Origin of the sequence: Campylobacter showae, from assembly GCF_900573985.1 — a bacterium.
Taxonomy (GTDB): Bacteria; Campylobacterota; Campylobacteria; order Campylobacterales; family Campylobacteraceae; genus Campylobacter_A; species Campylobacter_A showae_E.
Genome location: NZ_UWOK01000002.1, coordinates 105,619 through 121,310 on the forward strand (window position 1 = coordinate 105,619; position 15,692 = coordinate 121,310).

Annotated in this window: 14 protein-coding genes, 2 pseudogenes and 1 CRISPR repeat array (1 of these 17 running past the window's edge); of the genes and pseudogenes, 6 read left to right on the forward strand and 10 right to left on the reverse strand. The window is 33.9% G+C overall.

Annotation, left to right across the window (positions count from 1 at the left end):
• A CRISPR array of direct repeats spans positions 1–958; the repeat unit is 37 nt; unit sequence ATTTGAACAAATTTGACCCGATCTAGGGGATTGAAAC; it begins 1,213 nt to the left of the window's first position.
• Positions 959–1,697: 739 nt separating this feature from the next.
• A complete protein-coding gene (locus EE116_RS11315; RefSeq protein ID WP_122874574.1) occupies positions 1,698–2,657 on the forward strand; it encodes a helix-turn-helix transcriptional regulator in 960 nt (319 codons plus the stop codon).
• Here EE116_RS11315 and EE116_RS11320 read toward each other — a convergent pair whose 3' ends face one another.
• The 4 genes from EE116_RS11320 to csx20 form a co-directional block, all read right to left on the reverse strand.
• On the reverse strand, positions 2,658–3,341 hold the full coding sequence (locus EE116_RS11320) for a macro domain-containing protein (RefSeq protein WP_122874575.1): 684 nt from the start codon (positions 3,339–3,341) through the stop codon (positions 2,658–2,660). It lies immediately after the preceding gene.
• 8 nt (positions 3,342–3,349) lie between these two features.
• Positions 3,350–3,970: a DUF4433 domain-containing protein gene (locus tag EE116_RS11325; protein ID WP_163028074.1), complete on the reverse strand. Its 621-nt coding sequence runs from the start codon at positions 3,968–3,970 to the stop codon at positions 3,350–3,352.
• A 69-nt stretch (positions 3,971–4,039) separates the two neighbouring features.
• A complete protein-coding gene (locus EE116_RS11330) occupies positions 4,040–5,362 on the reverse strand; it encodes a CRISPR-associated DxTHG motif protein (protein ID WP_122874577.1) in 1,323 nt (440 codons plus the stop codon).
• A gap of 102 nt (positions 5,363–5,464) precedes the next feature.
• The gene (gene csx20 / locus EE116_RS11335) at positions 5,465–5,839 is read right to left on the reverse strand and encodes a CRISPR-associated protein Csx20 (protein WP_122874578.1); all 375 of its coding nucleotides are present in this window, start codon (positions 5,837–5,839) and stop codon (positions 5,465–5,467) included.
• 616 nt (positions 5,840–6,455) lie between these two features.
• Here csx20 and EE116_RS11340 point away from each other — a divergent pair.
• The 5 genes and pseudogenes from EE116_RS11340 to EE116_RS11360 form a co-directional block, all read left to right on the forward strand.
• Positions 6,456–7,392, forward strand: a pseudogene (locus EE116_RS11340) (transposase); the annotation flags it as partial.
• Between the two features lie 138 nt (positions 7,393–7,530).
• The gene (locus EE116_RS11345; protein WP_122874579.1) at positions 7,531–7,722 is read left to right on the forward strand and encodes a hypothetical protein; all 192 of its coding nucleotides are present in this window, start codon (positions 7,531–7,533) and stop codon (positions 7,720–7,722) included.
• Positions 7,723–8,871 (forward strand): radical SAM/SPASM domain-containing protein, encoded by a 1,149-nt coding sequence (locus EE116_RS11350; protein WP_122874580.1) that lies wholly within the window; start codon positions 7,723–7,725, stop codon positions 8,869–8,871.
• Complete coding sequence (locus EE116_RS11355; RefSeq protein ID WP_122874581.1) at positions 8,858–9,727, forward strand: radical SAM protein; 870 nt, start codon at positions 8,858–8,860, stop codon at positions 9,725–9,727. The genes EE116_RS11350 and EE116_RS11355 overlap by 14 nt, the downstream gene beginning before the upstream one ends.
• Positions 9,724–10,344: a methyltransferase gene (locus tag EE116_RS11360; protein ID WP_163028075.1), complete on the forward strand. Its 621-nt coding sequence runs from the start codon at positions 9,724–9,726 to the stop codon at positions 10,342–10,344. The genes EE116_RS11355 and EE116_RS11360 overlap by 4 nt, the downstream gene beginning before the upstream one ends.
• Positions 10,345–10,542: 198 nt before the next feature.
• Here the strand turns inward: EE116_RS11360 and EE116_RS11365 are convergent.
• The 6 genes and pseudogenes from EE116_RS11365 to EE116_RS11390 all read right to left on the reverse strand — a co-directional run.
• Positions 10,543–11,206, reverse strand: a pseudogene (locus EE116_RS11365) (transposase); the annotation flags it as partial.
• Positions 11,207–11,388: 182 nt separating this feature from the next.
• The gene (locus EE116_RS11370; protein ID WP_122874583.1) at positions 11,389–12,300 is read right to left on the reverse strand and encodes a hypothetical protein; all 912 of its coding nucleotides are present in this window, start codon (positions 12,298–12,300) and stop codon (positions 11,389–11,391) included.
• Positions 12,301–12,352: 52 nt separating this feature from the next.
• Positions 12,353–12,547, reverse strand: a complete 195-nt coding sequence (locus tag EE116_RS11375; RefSeq protein WP_163028076.1) for a hypothetical protein — start codon at positions 12,545–12,547, stop codon at positions 12,353–12,355.
• Between the two features lie 662 nt (positions 12,548–13,209).
• Positions 13,210–14,427, reverse strand: coding sequence for a PDDEXK-like family protein (locus tag EE116_RS11380; protein ID WP_122874585.1), 1,218 nt, complete (start codon positions 14,425–14,427; stop codon positions 13,210–13,212).
• A gap of 41 nt (positions 14,428–14,468) precedes the next feature.
• On the reverse strand, positions 14,469–14,795 hold the full coding sequence (locus tag EE116_RS11385) for a hypothetical protein (protein WP_122874586.1): 327 nt from the start codon (positions 14,793–14,795) through the stop codon (positions 14,469–14,471).
• A gap of 12 nt (positions 14,796–14,807) precedes the next feature.
• A complete protein-coding gene (locus tag EE116_RS11390) occupies positions 14,808–15,650 on the reverse strand; it encodes an SIR2 family NAD-dependent protein deacylase (protein ID WP_241091705.1) in 843 nt (280 codons plus the stop codon).
• Positions 15,651–15,692: the final 42 nt, after the last annotated feature.

Consider the following 15,692-nt stretch of genomic DNA (forward strand, 5'->3'; position numbering starts at 1 on the left):
TAATTTGAACAAATTTGACCCGATCTAGGGGATTGAAACCTACTATCTCTTCTAATGTCGAGATAGTAAAGTCATTTAATTTGAACAAATTTGACCCGATCTAGGGGATTGAAACCTCCTCAAGGGTGTTGAGAAAGTTCTCTCTGGCACCTTCATTTGAACAAATTTGACCCGATCTAGGGGATTGAAACAAACTAGCAAGTTGCGTATCTAACGCTTTAACCGCCTCAAAATTTGAACAAATTTGACCCGATCTAGGGGATTGAAACACACGTTTCCATACGTGCCTTTACAGCCTCCTCTACCAGCATTATTTGAACAAATTTGACCCGATCTAGGGGATTGAAACTCTGTATTTGTTTCTTTGGTAACATAGTTCTCAAGCAATTTGAACAAATTTGACCCGATCTAGGGGATTGAAACTCAAACTCAACTTCGTCGAGATTTGTCTCTTCTGGAATATAGATTTGAACAAATTTGACCCGATCTAGGGGATTGAAACGCTGTACCAGTTTCCCGGATGTCTTCAGCTTTCTTAACAATTTGAACAAATTTGACCCGATCTAGGGGATTGAAACGACATATGTACCATTATTTACTCCTTAGTAATTCGATGTATATTTGAACAAATTTGACCCGATCTAGGGGATTGAAACGTTATCCTTCCAATCGAGCTCTGCATCAATGCAAGTCTCATTTGAACAAATTTGACCCGATCTAGGGGATTGAAACATTTTGAGAATCTGTCTTTCAAACTACACCTCGAAGGCTATTTGAACAAATTTGACCCGATCTAGGGGATTGAAACACGAAACAATAACATCTTCACCATTCATCTTACGTGTATTTGAACAAATTTGACCCGATCTAGGGGATTGAAACGAGATTTGTTTCGTTGGGAACATAGTTCTCCAACAATTCATTTGAACAAATTTGACCCGATCTAGGGGATTTATTTATAGTTTGTGACGCAATTGAACGGCAATGCTTTTGATATGTTTTGTTGGTCTATGAGGGAGGTATAAAATTTGGCAAGAAGAGATCAAAGATCCCAAAAAAGATTATGGCAAAAATCCTTTTTTAACGGTTTCTAGTCCTTTTAATGGGTTTTTGCTAAGGCCAGCCCGCATCCAGTTGAATACTCGGCAAAGATAAAGAGTTAGAGAATGAAAATAGAAAGAGAATTTTGGCTTTCTTACGAAGATTTTGTAAATTATTAAATTTACAAAACGAGGGTCGCCTATGTCGTGAATAAATTTTAAAAAGATTTGAAATTTACAAAGTAAAATAACCACAAGCTACGTCTATTGAGCTGCAGATATTTCATGTAGTAAACTTGATTTCATATTTCCTAGAATGTCCATATTTTACTAAACAAAGCAGTCATAAAGAAGCCATGAACCCAGTCCACGGCTTGCATAAGCCAACTATTTGGAAGTTGGCTTCATGCGGAACGTGCCCTTAGTCGTTTGGACTTTGGTATAGCCGCCAAAGCTTTGACCGACTTTTTGGTGAGCACGGGCAGATGAGTAAGATCTGCTTGAGCATGATTTTGAAGAAGATGAACGTGAATAGCATTTTGCCATTTTGGACCCCTTTGTGTTGAATTATTTTGTTTCGTTGAGTGAATTATAAGACAACATGTGGACATATTGTGTATAATCTATAAAAAACTTTAAAACATAAAGGATAGAGCAATGGATGCCCAAACCAGGATACTATGGCTACTTAAAAAACTAAACCGCGGCGAGATAATCGACACTGCGCAAGACGAGCTGTGGGTAAACGAAAAAGATGACACTCCGAGGCTAAACTATAAAACAATAAGACGAGACTTTGATGCTATAAAAAGTGTGTTTGACGAAATAGAGATAAGGCGAACAGAGCCTGGCTGCTACCAGGCCGTCAATACAAATTTGCTCGACGACCTACTTGATGAGAGAAAGAGGAATGTCCTAAAGATAATCTACACGATGCTTGCCAAAAACTCTCAAAAATTTAACGAAACCAGCAAAAAAACGGCCATATCTCAAACCATAAATGAATCATTGAGTGTTTATGGCTTTATCACGAGTCCGATCGAGACAGAGCTAGATAAAAGCGTCATCAAAACGCTAGAAGATGCGATACGCTACCGCAAAAAACTTGCGATAGAATATACCCCGACAAATAGGTCTGATAGCAAGAAATTTAAAGAGGTGAAACCATATAAAATTTTACTGATCAATGAAAATTTATATCTGGCAAATAGCAACAATGAGTATGATTTTTCACTTTTTAGGATAGCTGGGATAGTAAATTTAGAGGTAATTAAGGGCGAAACGTTTAATCACGACTATAACATTGTTGATTTTATAAAAAACATCCAGACGCCGTTTGCTGTTTTTTCGCATGAGTGGAGAAGCTCGCTCATAGAAGTGCGGCTCGAGATCAGCCCGCAAAAGGCCTTTTTGTTTGAGAGAAAAAACTTCTTTAAGTCGCAAAAGATCATAGAGCGCAAACCAGATGGAGCGATAGTAGTTAGCTACCACTTTAGCGATCTTAAGGAGATAGAGTTTTTTATCATGGAGTTTTTGGGATACGTTAAAATTTTAGCCCCAGTGGAGCTAAAACAAAAAATCATAAAAAAGATAGAAGAAGGTAAAAATTTACTCTAACTAAAATAGTCTTTTTGGTATGCTTTTAACTATCCTAAAACATGCCTCGAGCGACTTATCGCCTATGCCAGGAGCTCTTAGTAAAGAGCTTAGAGAGTGATATAGTCCGCTATCTATCGCATCTTTGATAGCTTGAAATCTTATATTTTTTACGCCTAGGACCTTGGTTTGCTTTTTTAGCTCGTTGATATCAAAATTTAGTGCAAACTCATCATATAAATCATCACTTGCGCTCTCATCAAATTCCCAAATTTCACACTCTATATTTAAAGGCTCGAGAAATTCCATCATCAAATTTATAACTTCGTCTTTATCAAGTCCGCCATTTGCGGCACCAAGAAGCGGAAATGCAATGTGGCTGATCTTTTTACTCGCATAAGTATTTACAAATTTTTCTAGACCGACTTTTATGTAGCTCATTTTTGACGGATCTTTCCAGTGCTTTTTGGTAGGGAAATTTAGCACCTGTCGTCCGTCATCAGCCTTGTATAACCATAGTTTACCTATCTCTATTTTATTTGGGTTGCCTTCACTGCAAAGCTCGACATATCGCGAGAACATTTCAGGATAGCGCAATCTAAACTCATATGCTATACCAGCGCCCATAACGCCCACGCAGTTAATGGTATTTACGATAGTATCCGCTTTGGTGTTAAATATATTTCCACTTTTTAGTGTTACCATTTTTATCCTTAGAAAAATTTAGCTGGATCAACTATGACGTTGATATTATACATCTTAAGATCGCCAGCCAGCTGATCTTCGATGGTTTTTTTGCACACCTGATTTTTAACATATATAGAGCGTATATAACGACTATAGACGACATCATTGATCAAAATTTCTGCCATCATTTTTTGTTTTATATCATCATATCTAACGCCGTTATTGCACCATCTTTGAGAAAAAACCTCATTGAAATTTATGAAATTTTGATTTTGCAAGTCAGGCAAATATTTACTAAATCTAGCGTTATTTACAGCTGCATTGCGATCTGAGATCAAAACACCCGTGCGATGATCTTTGATGACTTTTACGTCTATACCCAAAATGACGACATGAATATTGTCTCTACTTGGATATAGCATGGCATTGCGAGGGTTAAAATAAAAAGGGACATAGTCGTGGATTTTACGTCCATATATATGTTCAACTTTTTCGCGCCTATCATTTACTTCCCGGTTGCTAATATCTACCTTTTTGTAAGCATTATAATGATTTTGCAAGCCATATAGTAAAATATTTTTTAAATTGCTAGAATGTGTCATATGAAAAATTTCGCTCATTTTATCTAAAAAGAATTGGTTTGTCATTATGGCCCCCATTATTTTTATGGGAATTATAATGACCGAAATAGACACATAGTGTCTAAAAATATTAAATTATAGGCTTTGTTGTATATTTATAAAATTATGATATCTATCAAACAGCTTTTTTATCTCTTGCTTAATATGACTAAATTCTTCTTCGCTTATATTGCCGTGTGCGAAGTCATTACGTAGGTTATCTAATTGCCAGCGATATTTATCTAATTCATGGCTAGAACCAAATTTGGTCGCAACAACTAACCTTATACTATCTATATCAGAATTTGTAAGATCAAGATACTTTAAATTATTCTTCGTCTTATTAAGAAACTCCTCATTGGTCGTATTGCTACCAAATTTTAATGCCTGAACAAAAAAATTGCTAATTTTGTAATTCTTGCGCTCTTTATTTTTGGAGCTTTCTTCTGAAATTTTCTGAAAAACATCAGGTATATTTTTTTCAAATACGCTAACTATATAACTATTTACACTCTCAAACAAAAGCACCAACGATTGTAACAAATAGCCCTTTTCAAACATATCTTTAGCTAATTTATATCTAAAAACATATGCGCTATCGTTCCAGTCGCATATTTTATTTAGCCTATCTTTTAGATCCTTAGCTCTTGATATCAGCGCGATATCATCTATCATATCAAGCTCCTTGATCAACTCACCATGCGAGCTTTTCAGTTTTGCTATATTTAAGCTTAGTATATTATTTGAAAAATCATTTAAAACATTTACCAGCGACTCAAATTTCTTTGTCTTTATGTGCTGAGCCAGGGTGTAGTTTTGCGAAAAAGCCGCGATCACAAAGGCGATATTAGCGATATCTAGGTATTGTCTCAGGTCTATTATCTCATATAGCTTAAATTTTTCTATCTCTTTAGCAAACAAAATTTGATCTATTTGGGAGACATTTGAGAAGTTTTGTATGAGTAGATCGACTAGCGCTAGCAAAGGCAGATGACGGAAGCCATGCGTCACGTCAAAAATAATTTTACCGACTCCGCTTTTTACTAGATCATCTATCGCTCTTTCAAATATCTCAAACAAAGCCTCAAAATTTTTCTCATCTACTATCTTATAATCATCGTTAAAATTTATCTGAAAATTCGCATAGTGCGCCATTACAGCTTCGTTAAATTCTCTAGCTTCGGCAGTATATATAGGCACTATATTTTCTGCACCAAATTTATCCGCCAGCAAAGGCAGGGTATTAAAAAACTCTTGCGAATTATCGGCACTTTCACTAGTAAAATAATACCTAGCGCAACCTTTGGTTTTTATGTCCTCTTTTTTGCCTTGTATGCCAAGGATCGTGATGACGGCAGTTTTGTCATTATTTTCTTTGGTTTGAGGCGAATTTGCTTTCTTTACTATATTAAGCGGCATTGGATTCCTTTAAATTTAACAACTTTACGGTATTTGCAGTGATGTAAATTATCACTTTTTACAACTTGCGTTTTGCTTAATGAATTAACAATGGGCCTGTTTTTATAAGTACTCCCTGAATTTCTCGTGTTTAAATTCGCGCTTCGTCACCGATTTTCCATCCATTATAAGCTCTTGAACTACGCGCTTAGTGGTAGCATAGATAGTCTTTAGCCCGATATTTTTAGCAAAATTTATCATATTATAAGTAGCGCCAAAATCCCCTTGCACCAACAAAACATCACCAGCCTTAGCCTCCAGCATCAACTCCTTTTTATATGCGCTTAAGACACCTAGTATATTTTCGTCCGACGGATTAATACTAGACCACGCATCATCTGTTATATTTACTATATCTTCTATACCAAACGTTTTTAAAGCCTGATCTTTTTGCTCTTCGGTTAAATTATGATTTATGAGTACAAACATTTTTTTCATTTTTATTTCTCCCTTTAAAATTCTATTTTATAAAATCAGTACAGGATACTATCCAATCCTTTGGACACAATATGACAAAAATAAAAGCAAAGTGGTTTTAGAGTTTTTAAATTATGTCCCAAATATGCTTTTAAAGCAAAAGAACTTATTTGTTTAGATTGTGATATATTCAAACTTCCAAATAGTAGAATACTTGTTTAAAAAACCATATAATTTACATTTTTATGACAAATAATGTCCATTTTATTGCATATAATTTTATATATTGACTAAAAGGATAAAAATGAAGACAAAACCAAGAGATATGATCATATTAGCATCGATTAAAAGGAATATTAATTTACAAGCAAGGGTCGTAAAATCTAAAAAAATCTATACCAGAAAACAAAAACACCAAAAGGAGTATAATGTTGCTTGGTATCTCTAATATTGATTTACCGACCCATATAGATCCACTTGTCAAAAATGCCGGAAAGTTTTTTGTATCTTTTTCTAAAGATAAGTTAAACAAAGTTTTTAGTCGCGACTTCATCTTACTGCTTGTTAGACATAGGCTTAAGATAAGTTAAAAACTTTCAAAGGAGTTTTTCTAAGAGAGAGTGCAAGCACAAGAACTATGTTTTTGTCGTTAAAACACAAGTATATCTATTGCTCCAGAATTTCAGAGAAGAAATTTAGAGAAATTCTGAAGTGCTTCGCAGAAGATATAAAAGCATCGGAGATATCAAATTTAACTAAAATTTCAGAAGCAACCCCATGTAAAATCTTTAGAGAAACAAAAATTCTTATGTCTAAAGAGTGTGAGATCTTGAAAGTAACGAGCATAGCGAAGTTAAAAATATCTAAATTTTCAGGCGAGATTTCCAAGCCCGCCTAGAAGCTTCGCTTTGAAATAGACGAAATATACTTTGGATCTAAACAAGTAAGAGGTAAAAGAGGTAGAGATGCAGCAAATAAAACCCCAGTGCTTAACTTCGCTACGCTCGTTACTGCGAGCAGAACGGCATACTAAAGCGTGACGGCAAAGTTTATACCCAGATAGTTAAAAACTGCTCTGCAAATGAACTAATACCGATATTATCGCAATATAGCGAGCTTGGTAGCTCTACTATTTATTTTGATTGCGGGAAAGCCTATGATGGATTAGTGGATTATGGAGCCAAAGCTCATTATAGAGTAAAACATTCAAAGAATGAATTTTAGCTGCGCTACGCTTGCTACTTTACAAGAAGCTAACAGTAAAAACCATATCAATGGCATTGAGAATTTTTTAACTACGACTTGCGTTGCTACTGTAAACAGACGGGGATATGCTAAACATAGATTATCGAAATTTAAAGGTATCTTTTCAAGCGTATCGACGGTAGCGACCGAAGGGAAGCTAAAAGAAAAGAGAATTTCTTGCTTCATCTTAAAGAGCGTATTCTGCTCTACTTCACTGCGTTTGTAGCTTTTTAAGACGTAGTTACGAGCGTAGCGAAGTAGAGTTTAGATATAATACTAAAACTACACAGGAAAACTTATGTCAGAAACTATTAAAATTAATAAGAGATCTTATGAGTAGCAAGACGAAGTCGCAGATAAAAAACAGCTTAAGTTATTTTGAGCCAAAAACAAATATCTTTAAGAATATACACATATAAATATCGCTATAATTCTTTCATATATACAAATTTTAAAAGGGAGCAAAAATGGTTCATTTTGACGAAGCTGTAATTTTTGATTCTGCTAGTTTTAACAATGACTCTAGTAATATCAATGTCGAGTATTCAGACAAAGAGTTGACTGCTTTAAAAGAGATGATTGATGTTATCAAGAATGATGAAGATAGGGCTACATTAGCTTGCTGGGGGGACCACTCTGAATATGCTAAGGGCTATTAGTTGAAAAAAACTATAGTAATAAAGCCTACGTTGGAATGTAATCTAAGATGTAAGTATTGTTACGAGTTTAGAAGAGATAATATAGCTGAGATAGTAGAACAAAAAGTAGATATTGGCGAAGTAAAGAAAGTTATTTTAAAATTTGCTGGTATTTTTCCAAAATCTAAAATTTTATGGATGCTCCATGGGGGTGAGCCTTTACTCTGTGGTGCCAAGTCACTATCTGAACTTCTTGATTTTATTCGTGACATGAATTTGAATTATGATGTTAATTTTAAATTTGCATTACAAACAAACGGTACTCTTCTTAGTGATAAAATTTTGGAAATTTTAGAGAAAAATTCTGATATTTTAAGCGAAAGAGTAGTAAGTATAAGTATTGACGGCCCAAAAGATATACACGACAAAATAAGACTTACAAAATCATATCAAGCTTCTTTTGATAGAGTTTTATCTAGCATAAATAGGATAAAAAATTCAACACTCTCTTTTACCACGATTAGTGTTATAGGAAAACATAATGTTGATAAACCAAAGCAAATGTATGAATTCTTTAGAGAGCTAAATCCAAATTATGTAAAATTTATCCCTTGTTACAATTTAGATAAATTTGGCGAAGCTGAAGATGTAGGAATAACCCCTATACAATATGCTAAATTTATGGCAATAATATTTAACCTATATTCCAAAGATATAGAAAATTTTAAAAACAACAAACTAGCAATCGATCCACTAATAACCATTATTTCAAATTTAGTTGGCAAAAAGGCAAGATGGTGTGAATACTCTATATCAAAATGTGATAATTTTACTACTATTTTTCCAAATGGAGATTTGTGGCTTTGCGACACCTTTAAACAAGATAGCATGAAAAACGAAGCCTATTTAGGCAATATTTTTAAACTCTCCAATCACGAAATCAAAGACTTATTTGAGAAACCATTAAATCACTGCTCTTATTCAAATCTTGAAGTAGAAATTTTAAGTAAGTGCAAACAATGTAATATTTTTGAGTATTGCTGCGGTGGTTGCATAGCAATAAGGCAAGAATTTAAGTTAAAATCAAAAGCTATTTTTAATGAACATTGTGAAGCTAAAAGGTTTTTAATAAATCACATTAAAAAGCCGATATTCGATGCATTGTCTTAACCTAAAAATAACATATGATTGTAATAATAATTGCAGTTACTGTTTTTCATCAAAACTAAAAAATGAAAATATTGAATTAGATAATATTCTTAAAGCCTTGGAAAATGGATATTTGAGAGGCTGTCGTATGCTTGTTATATCTGGTGGCGAGCCTACTTTATATCCGAAAAAAATAATTAAAATCATAAATCGTGCTTTATCCATAGGATATACTAATTTTATTATTCAAACGAATGGAAGTGGAATAAATGGGGATTTGGCTGAATTTTTAAATCAAACGCAAGGAGTAAGCATATCTTTTAGTATATTAGGATCAAACGAAAAGACTCATGATAAAATAACTGGTACAGTAGGTTCTTTTAAAAAACTAATAAGAGGATTAATAGATATCCACAATAACTGCAATGTAATAACCAATACGGTAATTTCAAAATTAAATATTAAAGAATTAAGTGATATAGTGGATTTGATTTTGCCTTTCTCTCCAACTGTCATGCAGTTTTCAATTATGCATACACATTATGATAAAAATTATATCGGGCTAATCGAATCGGTAAAAGCAATCAAAGAGCTATCATTTAGTGGAAAAATTAGCAGTGAGGTATTGCGGACAGAGGGAATAACTCCTTGCCTACTAAAAGGTTTTGAAAAGTGTATAGGTGAAAATTACTGGCCAAAAAAATTAGACGTATATAATTATAACAATTCAAATATCATTAGACTAAATCAACTAGAATCAAAGATGCGATTTAAAGCCCAATTTTGTAAAAAATGTCTACTTGATGAAATTTGTCATGGCGTTTGGATTGAGACAAAAGATGAATTTCTGCAATGTATAGAAAAAGGGATTTATTGAAAGAAGATTTTATAACACCTAATTTTAGCTATTCATTAGAGGTAGATAAATACGTGTGCAATAAATTTGGTATAGCTGAATTTTTTGCAAAAAGCTGCAAAATAAGAAATGGGTTATCTGTGCTAGATGTTGGATGTGGAGTTGGGCCGCTGAGTATATTTTTGGCGCATAATTATAAGGCAAAAGTTGTTGCAGTTGATTTGGATAATAATGCATGCGATTTTTGTCGTAAAAATTCTTTAAAATATAATTTAGATATATGTGTAGAAAATATAAATTTTACTGACTTTAAAAATTATAAATTTGATTTGATCATATCAAATCCACCGATAAATTTTAGTGGCTCAGATAATATTATAAATGAGTATAGAGATCAAAATGGTAAAGATTTGGTTGATCACATTTTTCTTTATGCAAAGAGAAATAAAATAAAAAATATTATATTAATCTCCTGTGATAAAAATTTTGATACAAAAAATTTTATACTCAATAAAATAAAACAATATGGCTTCTATGCTACAAAGTTTGTATCCAAGAAAATATTATCCAAGAAAATAGGAACAAAGGATGATGTTAATGGCTTTATTTTTAAAATATTAAACACAAATATCTCTTAAAAGATTACTGTTCTATTAAAAACATTAATTGCCCAATAGTTCACATATTTATAAACTAAACCAAAACAATTCTTATCAAAATGGCAAAATAGGATAGTTTAGGCTATGTTAAATAATAAATTTTGATATGATATTTCTAAAAAGCTCAAAATAACTTAAGCTGTTTTTTATCTGCGACTTCGTCTTGCTACTCATAAGATCTCTTATTAATTTTAATAGTTTCTGACATAAGTTTTCCTGTGTAGTTTTAGTATTATATCTAAACTCTACTTCGCTACGCTCGTAACTACGTCTTAAAAAGCTACAAACGCAGTGAAGTAGAGCAGAATACGCTCTTTAAGATGAAGCAAGAAATTCTCTTTTCTTTTAGCTTCCCTTCGGTCGCTACCGTCGATACGCTTGAAAAGATACCTTTAAATTTCGATAATCTATGTTTAGCATATCCCCGTCTGTTTACAGTAGCAACGCAAGTCGTAGTTAAAAAATTCTCAATGCCATTGATATGGTTTTTACTGTTAGCTTCTTGTAAAGTAGCAAGCGTAGCGCAGCTAAAATTCATTCTTTGAATGTTTTACTCTATAATGAGCTTTGGCTCCATAATCCACTAATCCATCATAGGCTTTCCCGCAATCAAAATAAATAGTAGAGCTACCAAGCTCGCTATATTGCGATAATATCGGTATTAGTTCATTTGCAGAGCAGTTTTTAACTATCTGGGTATAAACTTTGCCGTCACGCTTTAGTATGCCGTTCTGCTCGCAGTAACGAGCGTAGCGAAGTTAAGCACTGGGGTTTTATTTGCTGCATCTCTACCTCTTTTACCTCTTACTTGTTTAGATCCAAAGTATATTTCGTCTATTTCAAAGCGAAGCTTCTAGGCGGGCTTGGAAATCTCGCCTGAAAATTTAGATATTTTTAACTTCGCTATGCTCGTTACTTTCAAAGAACATAGCTATCATCGCAACTTAATACTCATTCTGTTTGCATTAAGTTCCGTTGAGCCTATATTTATCGCCCATTTTTTTCCTTTATTAATATCTTAACTTATAAGTTAGTCTCAAAGTATTCATTAATCCTTATGCCCAATGTTATCTCTGATATATCATGTAGTCTTTGTTTATATGAGCGTAGATTGGTAAGGCAAAGAAGTGAATAAAAAAGATAGCAGTGGCTCTCCTCGTTATCATTAGTGTCAATGTTGTAGTTTCTCATCCACTTGTTTTGAAAACCTGGGAGCGCCATTTCCTTACTCATGTTTAGTGGTTCGCTGGTAATAGCTACTATACTGTTTAACTTAGGGTCTTCTTCGTTTGAACAAAAAACAACCTCATAGCTCATATCGAACCCTTTTATTGTACCGTCTTTCAACTTCTGCTTTAATTCGTTTTCATACAAAATTGCTTCGTTTATTAATATTTTTTGAATGTCTTGCAGGGCTGAGTTTATCTTTAACATTTCAGCATGATCTATACATATATAGTCATCTATACTGTTAAGTGGTTTTATATGAAGTATCTTCGGGATATAATATATATCAGTTTCCAATAAGGCATATACCTTTCCAATATTTAGTATATTTTCAAAAGAAAGATCACATTCATCATAAAGATAGTTATAAAACCTGGAGCGCCACTCGTTTTTCATTGTATGATCTTGGTGTTGAAATTTGTTTCTATCCTGCGTACAAAGAATGTCTACAGCATCATCTCTCATAAGAATTTCTTTGGATATATAAAAATAGTCTCTATCAAATGCGGCTATCTTTTCACCGTCATCTTTATATTTATAAAAAACATCTAGTATAATATTATAATCATCTACCTTACTGCTATTTTGGGGCGATCTTAGATTTCTTTCTGTTTTTACAATAACATCAAAAATTCTTTTTTCTAACTCATGAAGCCGATTGTTTATGTCCATAAGCTTGACTCTTTCTTGTTTTGACAATTCACACATTTTTACTTCCTTATATCTTAATTTTTATCAGAATATCTGATAATAACAATCTCTAAAACCCTATCCTAGCACTTTTCTCTTCGCTCTTTAGAGTAACTTCATGCTCTAGTCTCTCACAAAAATCATCTGCGCTTTTGATAGGTCTAAAATTAGCTTGTCTTCTTACGCTAGCAAAGTCTCCCGGTGCTAGCAAGCCTAAATTTGAAACCTTTTTGGCTGCGCTTTCATCAAATTTTACTTTTAGCAAGGCGCACTCTTTTTTAAATAAATTTAGCGCTTGATTTGGCAATAGATACCCAAACTCTAGCTTTAGGTCAAATCTTCCAAAGGCAGCGCTACGTTTTTCTGTTTAACCGATCTGTGCATTTATTAGATCGCATGATTTTTTAGCACCAGTAGCTTGTTTGGTGCCTTTGCTGGTAGTTGCTCCGTATATGCAAACCCTAGCGATTTGGCCATCTTTTATGCTGCGAGTTAGCTTGTCAAGATAGGTGCTTGCGTTTATAAATTCTGTATTGTGGCTTTATGGCAGAGATATGCCTTCTTCTTGGTTCGCCTCTTTTACCATATCCTTGCGACTTTAGCGTGCCGTCTATCACCATCCCAAAGATCTTTTCTTAACTCTTTTAAGAAATTTTACATACCGCCTATCGCTTTTATCCCCTCCTCGTCATATCCAAGTTCGGTTATGACTATATCGGCTATGTATTCGCCTACTTTGTCAAACAGCCCACCATAAAGCACAGCACGTGGCAGATAAAGTGCAACAAGACTTTCAAGGCCTTTTATCTCATCTCCTTTTTCTTTTTGGAGATTTTACGTAGCTTTTTGGACTATTGTATGTCTTGTTTAGTAAAATTTTGCTCTTAAATTTGAAATTTAGTGGCATAGAGCCACTAAATTTTGGGGTTAGTTTTGTTTTAGATCAGAAATTTTTTTATCATACTCCGATATAAAATCTTTAATATTTTTTAATAAAATGTTTTCAAAACCTTCTGTTACGATACTTTTGCAAATGTCATCATTTGGAAGATTATTATATACAATCCAATAATTGTCTTTTATTTTTTTGCCATCCATTGTGATGCATTTTAGTTCTATGCTTTTACTTTTTTCATTCTTTACAAAACCAATAATAGGGCTTTTAAGATCTTTATCTAAAAATTCTATTGCAAAATCAAAAAGTTCCCACCTTTTTTGCGTTATTTTTATAGGTTGGCAATTTTTTCCATAATCTTTAATGATACTATTTGGGTAACAAATTTCAAACCCATCTTCCTTTTTATACGTTCCTTTTAAGTTATCTGAAATATTTTTAAAAAATTCATCTATTATTTTTCTTCTTGTTTGTTCATAATTGCTTACTATATCCGATACTGCACGATAATTATCTTTAAAAATTTTTACCAAGTCTTCATTATTCATTTTATCTATCCTTTTGTATCTATTGTAAATCATCTCTATCACATCTTTGTATTGTGATAAAAAAACGTTTAGGTCAGCTAAATTTGACACCTCATTTTTGCACTTATCTATCCAGTTTGAAATTTTATCTTCGTAGCTAATGACTTTAAAATTTATAGTAGAGCCTTTTTTTACTAGCTTTGTTTCGTCTTGATTTGTCTTATAATCACCCAGGCTATATTCTTTTGGTAGATTACCATCTGGATGCAGATATAAAACATATATATCTTCATCTTTGGCACCTTCTATTTTAATAGTATCTATATATCTTGCTATCTGCGCAGCTTGGTCTTTTGCATATACTTTGTTTTCTAAGATGATATGCTTTTTGCCATCGCTTATATAGATATCTATATGTTTAAACTCTTTAAGAACGGCAGTTCTGCTCGTATCAGTACCAAAGTCATCTATGCCGCACGTCTCTAAAAATATCTTTAAAAATAGATCACCCTTGTAGTGATCGCCGTTTGGATCAAGCAGTGAAGCTATGAAATTTGAGTGCAAATTTACTTCATCACTAAATTTATGAAACAAAGTAAAGATATTATAGTCGTGCTTGCCCATGGCTCTTTGCCTGTCTGCCTCGGCCTTTGCTGTCATGTAGCCTTTGCTCATAGCTGTAAAAAGCTCTTCAAAGTCCTCTTTTTCTGACTTTATCTCCATCCTCTCTCCTTTTAGAATTTGATATCTATATCGTCTATTTTTCAGTATTTTATAGTCGCTTTTATATCAATGATCCGCTCATCGACATAGTCTAGATCATCGGTGATGAGCGCATTAAATTTACACTTCTCGCAAAGCGTATCTCTTATCTGCTCCAAGCAAAGCTTGATCACGGCATCAAGAGGCATATCTTTAGAAATTTTTAAATTTACCTCAATGCCATTTGCGTTTTCAAGTAGTGTCAAAAGTTTGTCAGATATATTTTGACTAAGCGTGCATATATCCTGCCTTGCCTTAAATACAGCCATATACTTTGGCTCGCCGCTATCATTTTTATACCAAGTTTGAAATATGCTTACATGATCCATTTTATCTCCTTGTTATAAAATTTGATTTAGCGCTTCTAGACCACCAAGCTTTAGACTGATGCCAAGCTGTGAATTTAGGCTGCTATCTTTTGGATTGATACGGATAATCGTCGCGTTTTTAAAGCGTTTTACCAGCGCCTCGCCATGCTTTCTAATGGTTGGCACCGCTAGGCCTGCGCCTATTTCTATTATAGCTATTTTTGAGGTTTCATTTTCATTTAGCCACGCTTCATATCTTTTGCGCTGCGCCCAGGTCCTTTTTGGATTGAACTCATGATCGTAAAACATCATTATATTTGGGCGGCTCACGCATCCGCACTCTGGGCAAACGGGCATCTTTGTAGCGATAAATTTTTCCTCATCTACTTCCACGCTATTTTCGTCCATATTCCAGATATTTCCGTCATCATTGTGGATGCACTGCGAGTGGTGTATGGAACCGTGGATTTCATAAATTTTATCTCTATCAAAGCCAGCCTTTGCAAAGTGACCATCGACGTTTGATGTGCAGATGAAGTAGTTGTCGTTTTTCTGCGCGCAAAGCTCTCTAAGCATAGCAAAACCAGAATGCGGCTCGGTCTTGTTGTATAGTTTTAATCTGTGGCCGTAAAATGCCCAAGCAAGAGTTGGCTGCTCAAAAAACCACTGAGGATTTGCCATATCTGTAAAGCCTAGATCCTTATCTTTTAGTGGTGGATATGCTTTCCAAAAGCCTTGATCTCCGCGAAAATCAGGCAAGCCACTATCCACACCCATACCAGCGCCTGCTGTGATGACTATAGCATCTGCGTTTTTGATGATCTCTTTTGCGTGGAGTATTGCTTCTTGCAATGATTCAAATTTATCCGCACCCATATTACCTCCTATGGCTTTAAATACCTATAGGCATTATAGCCG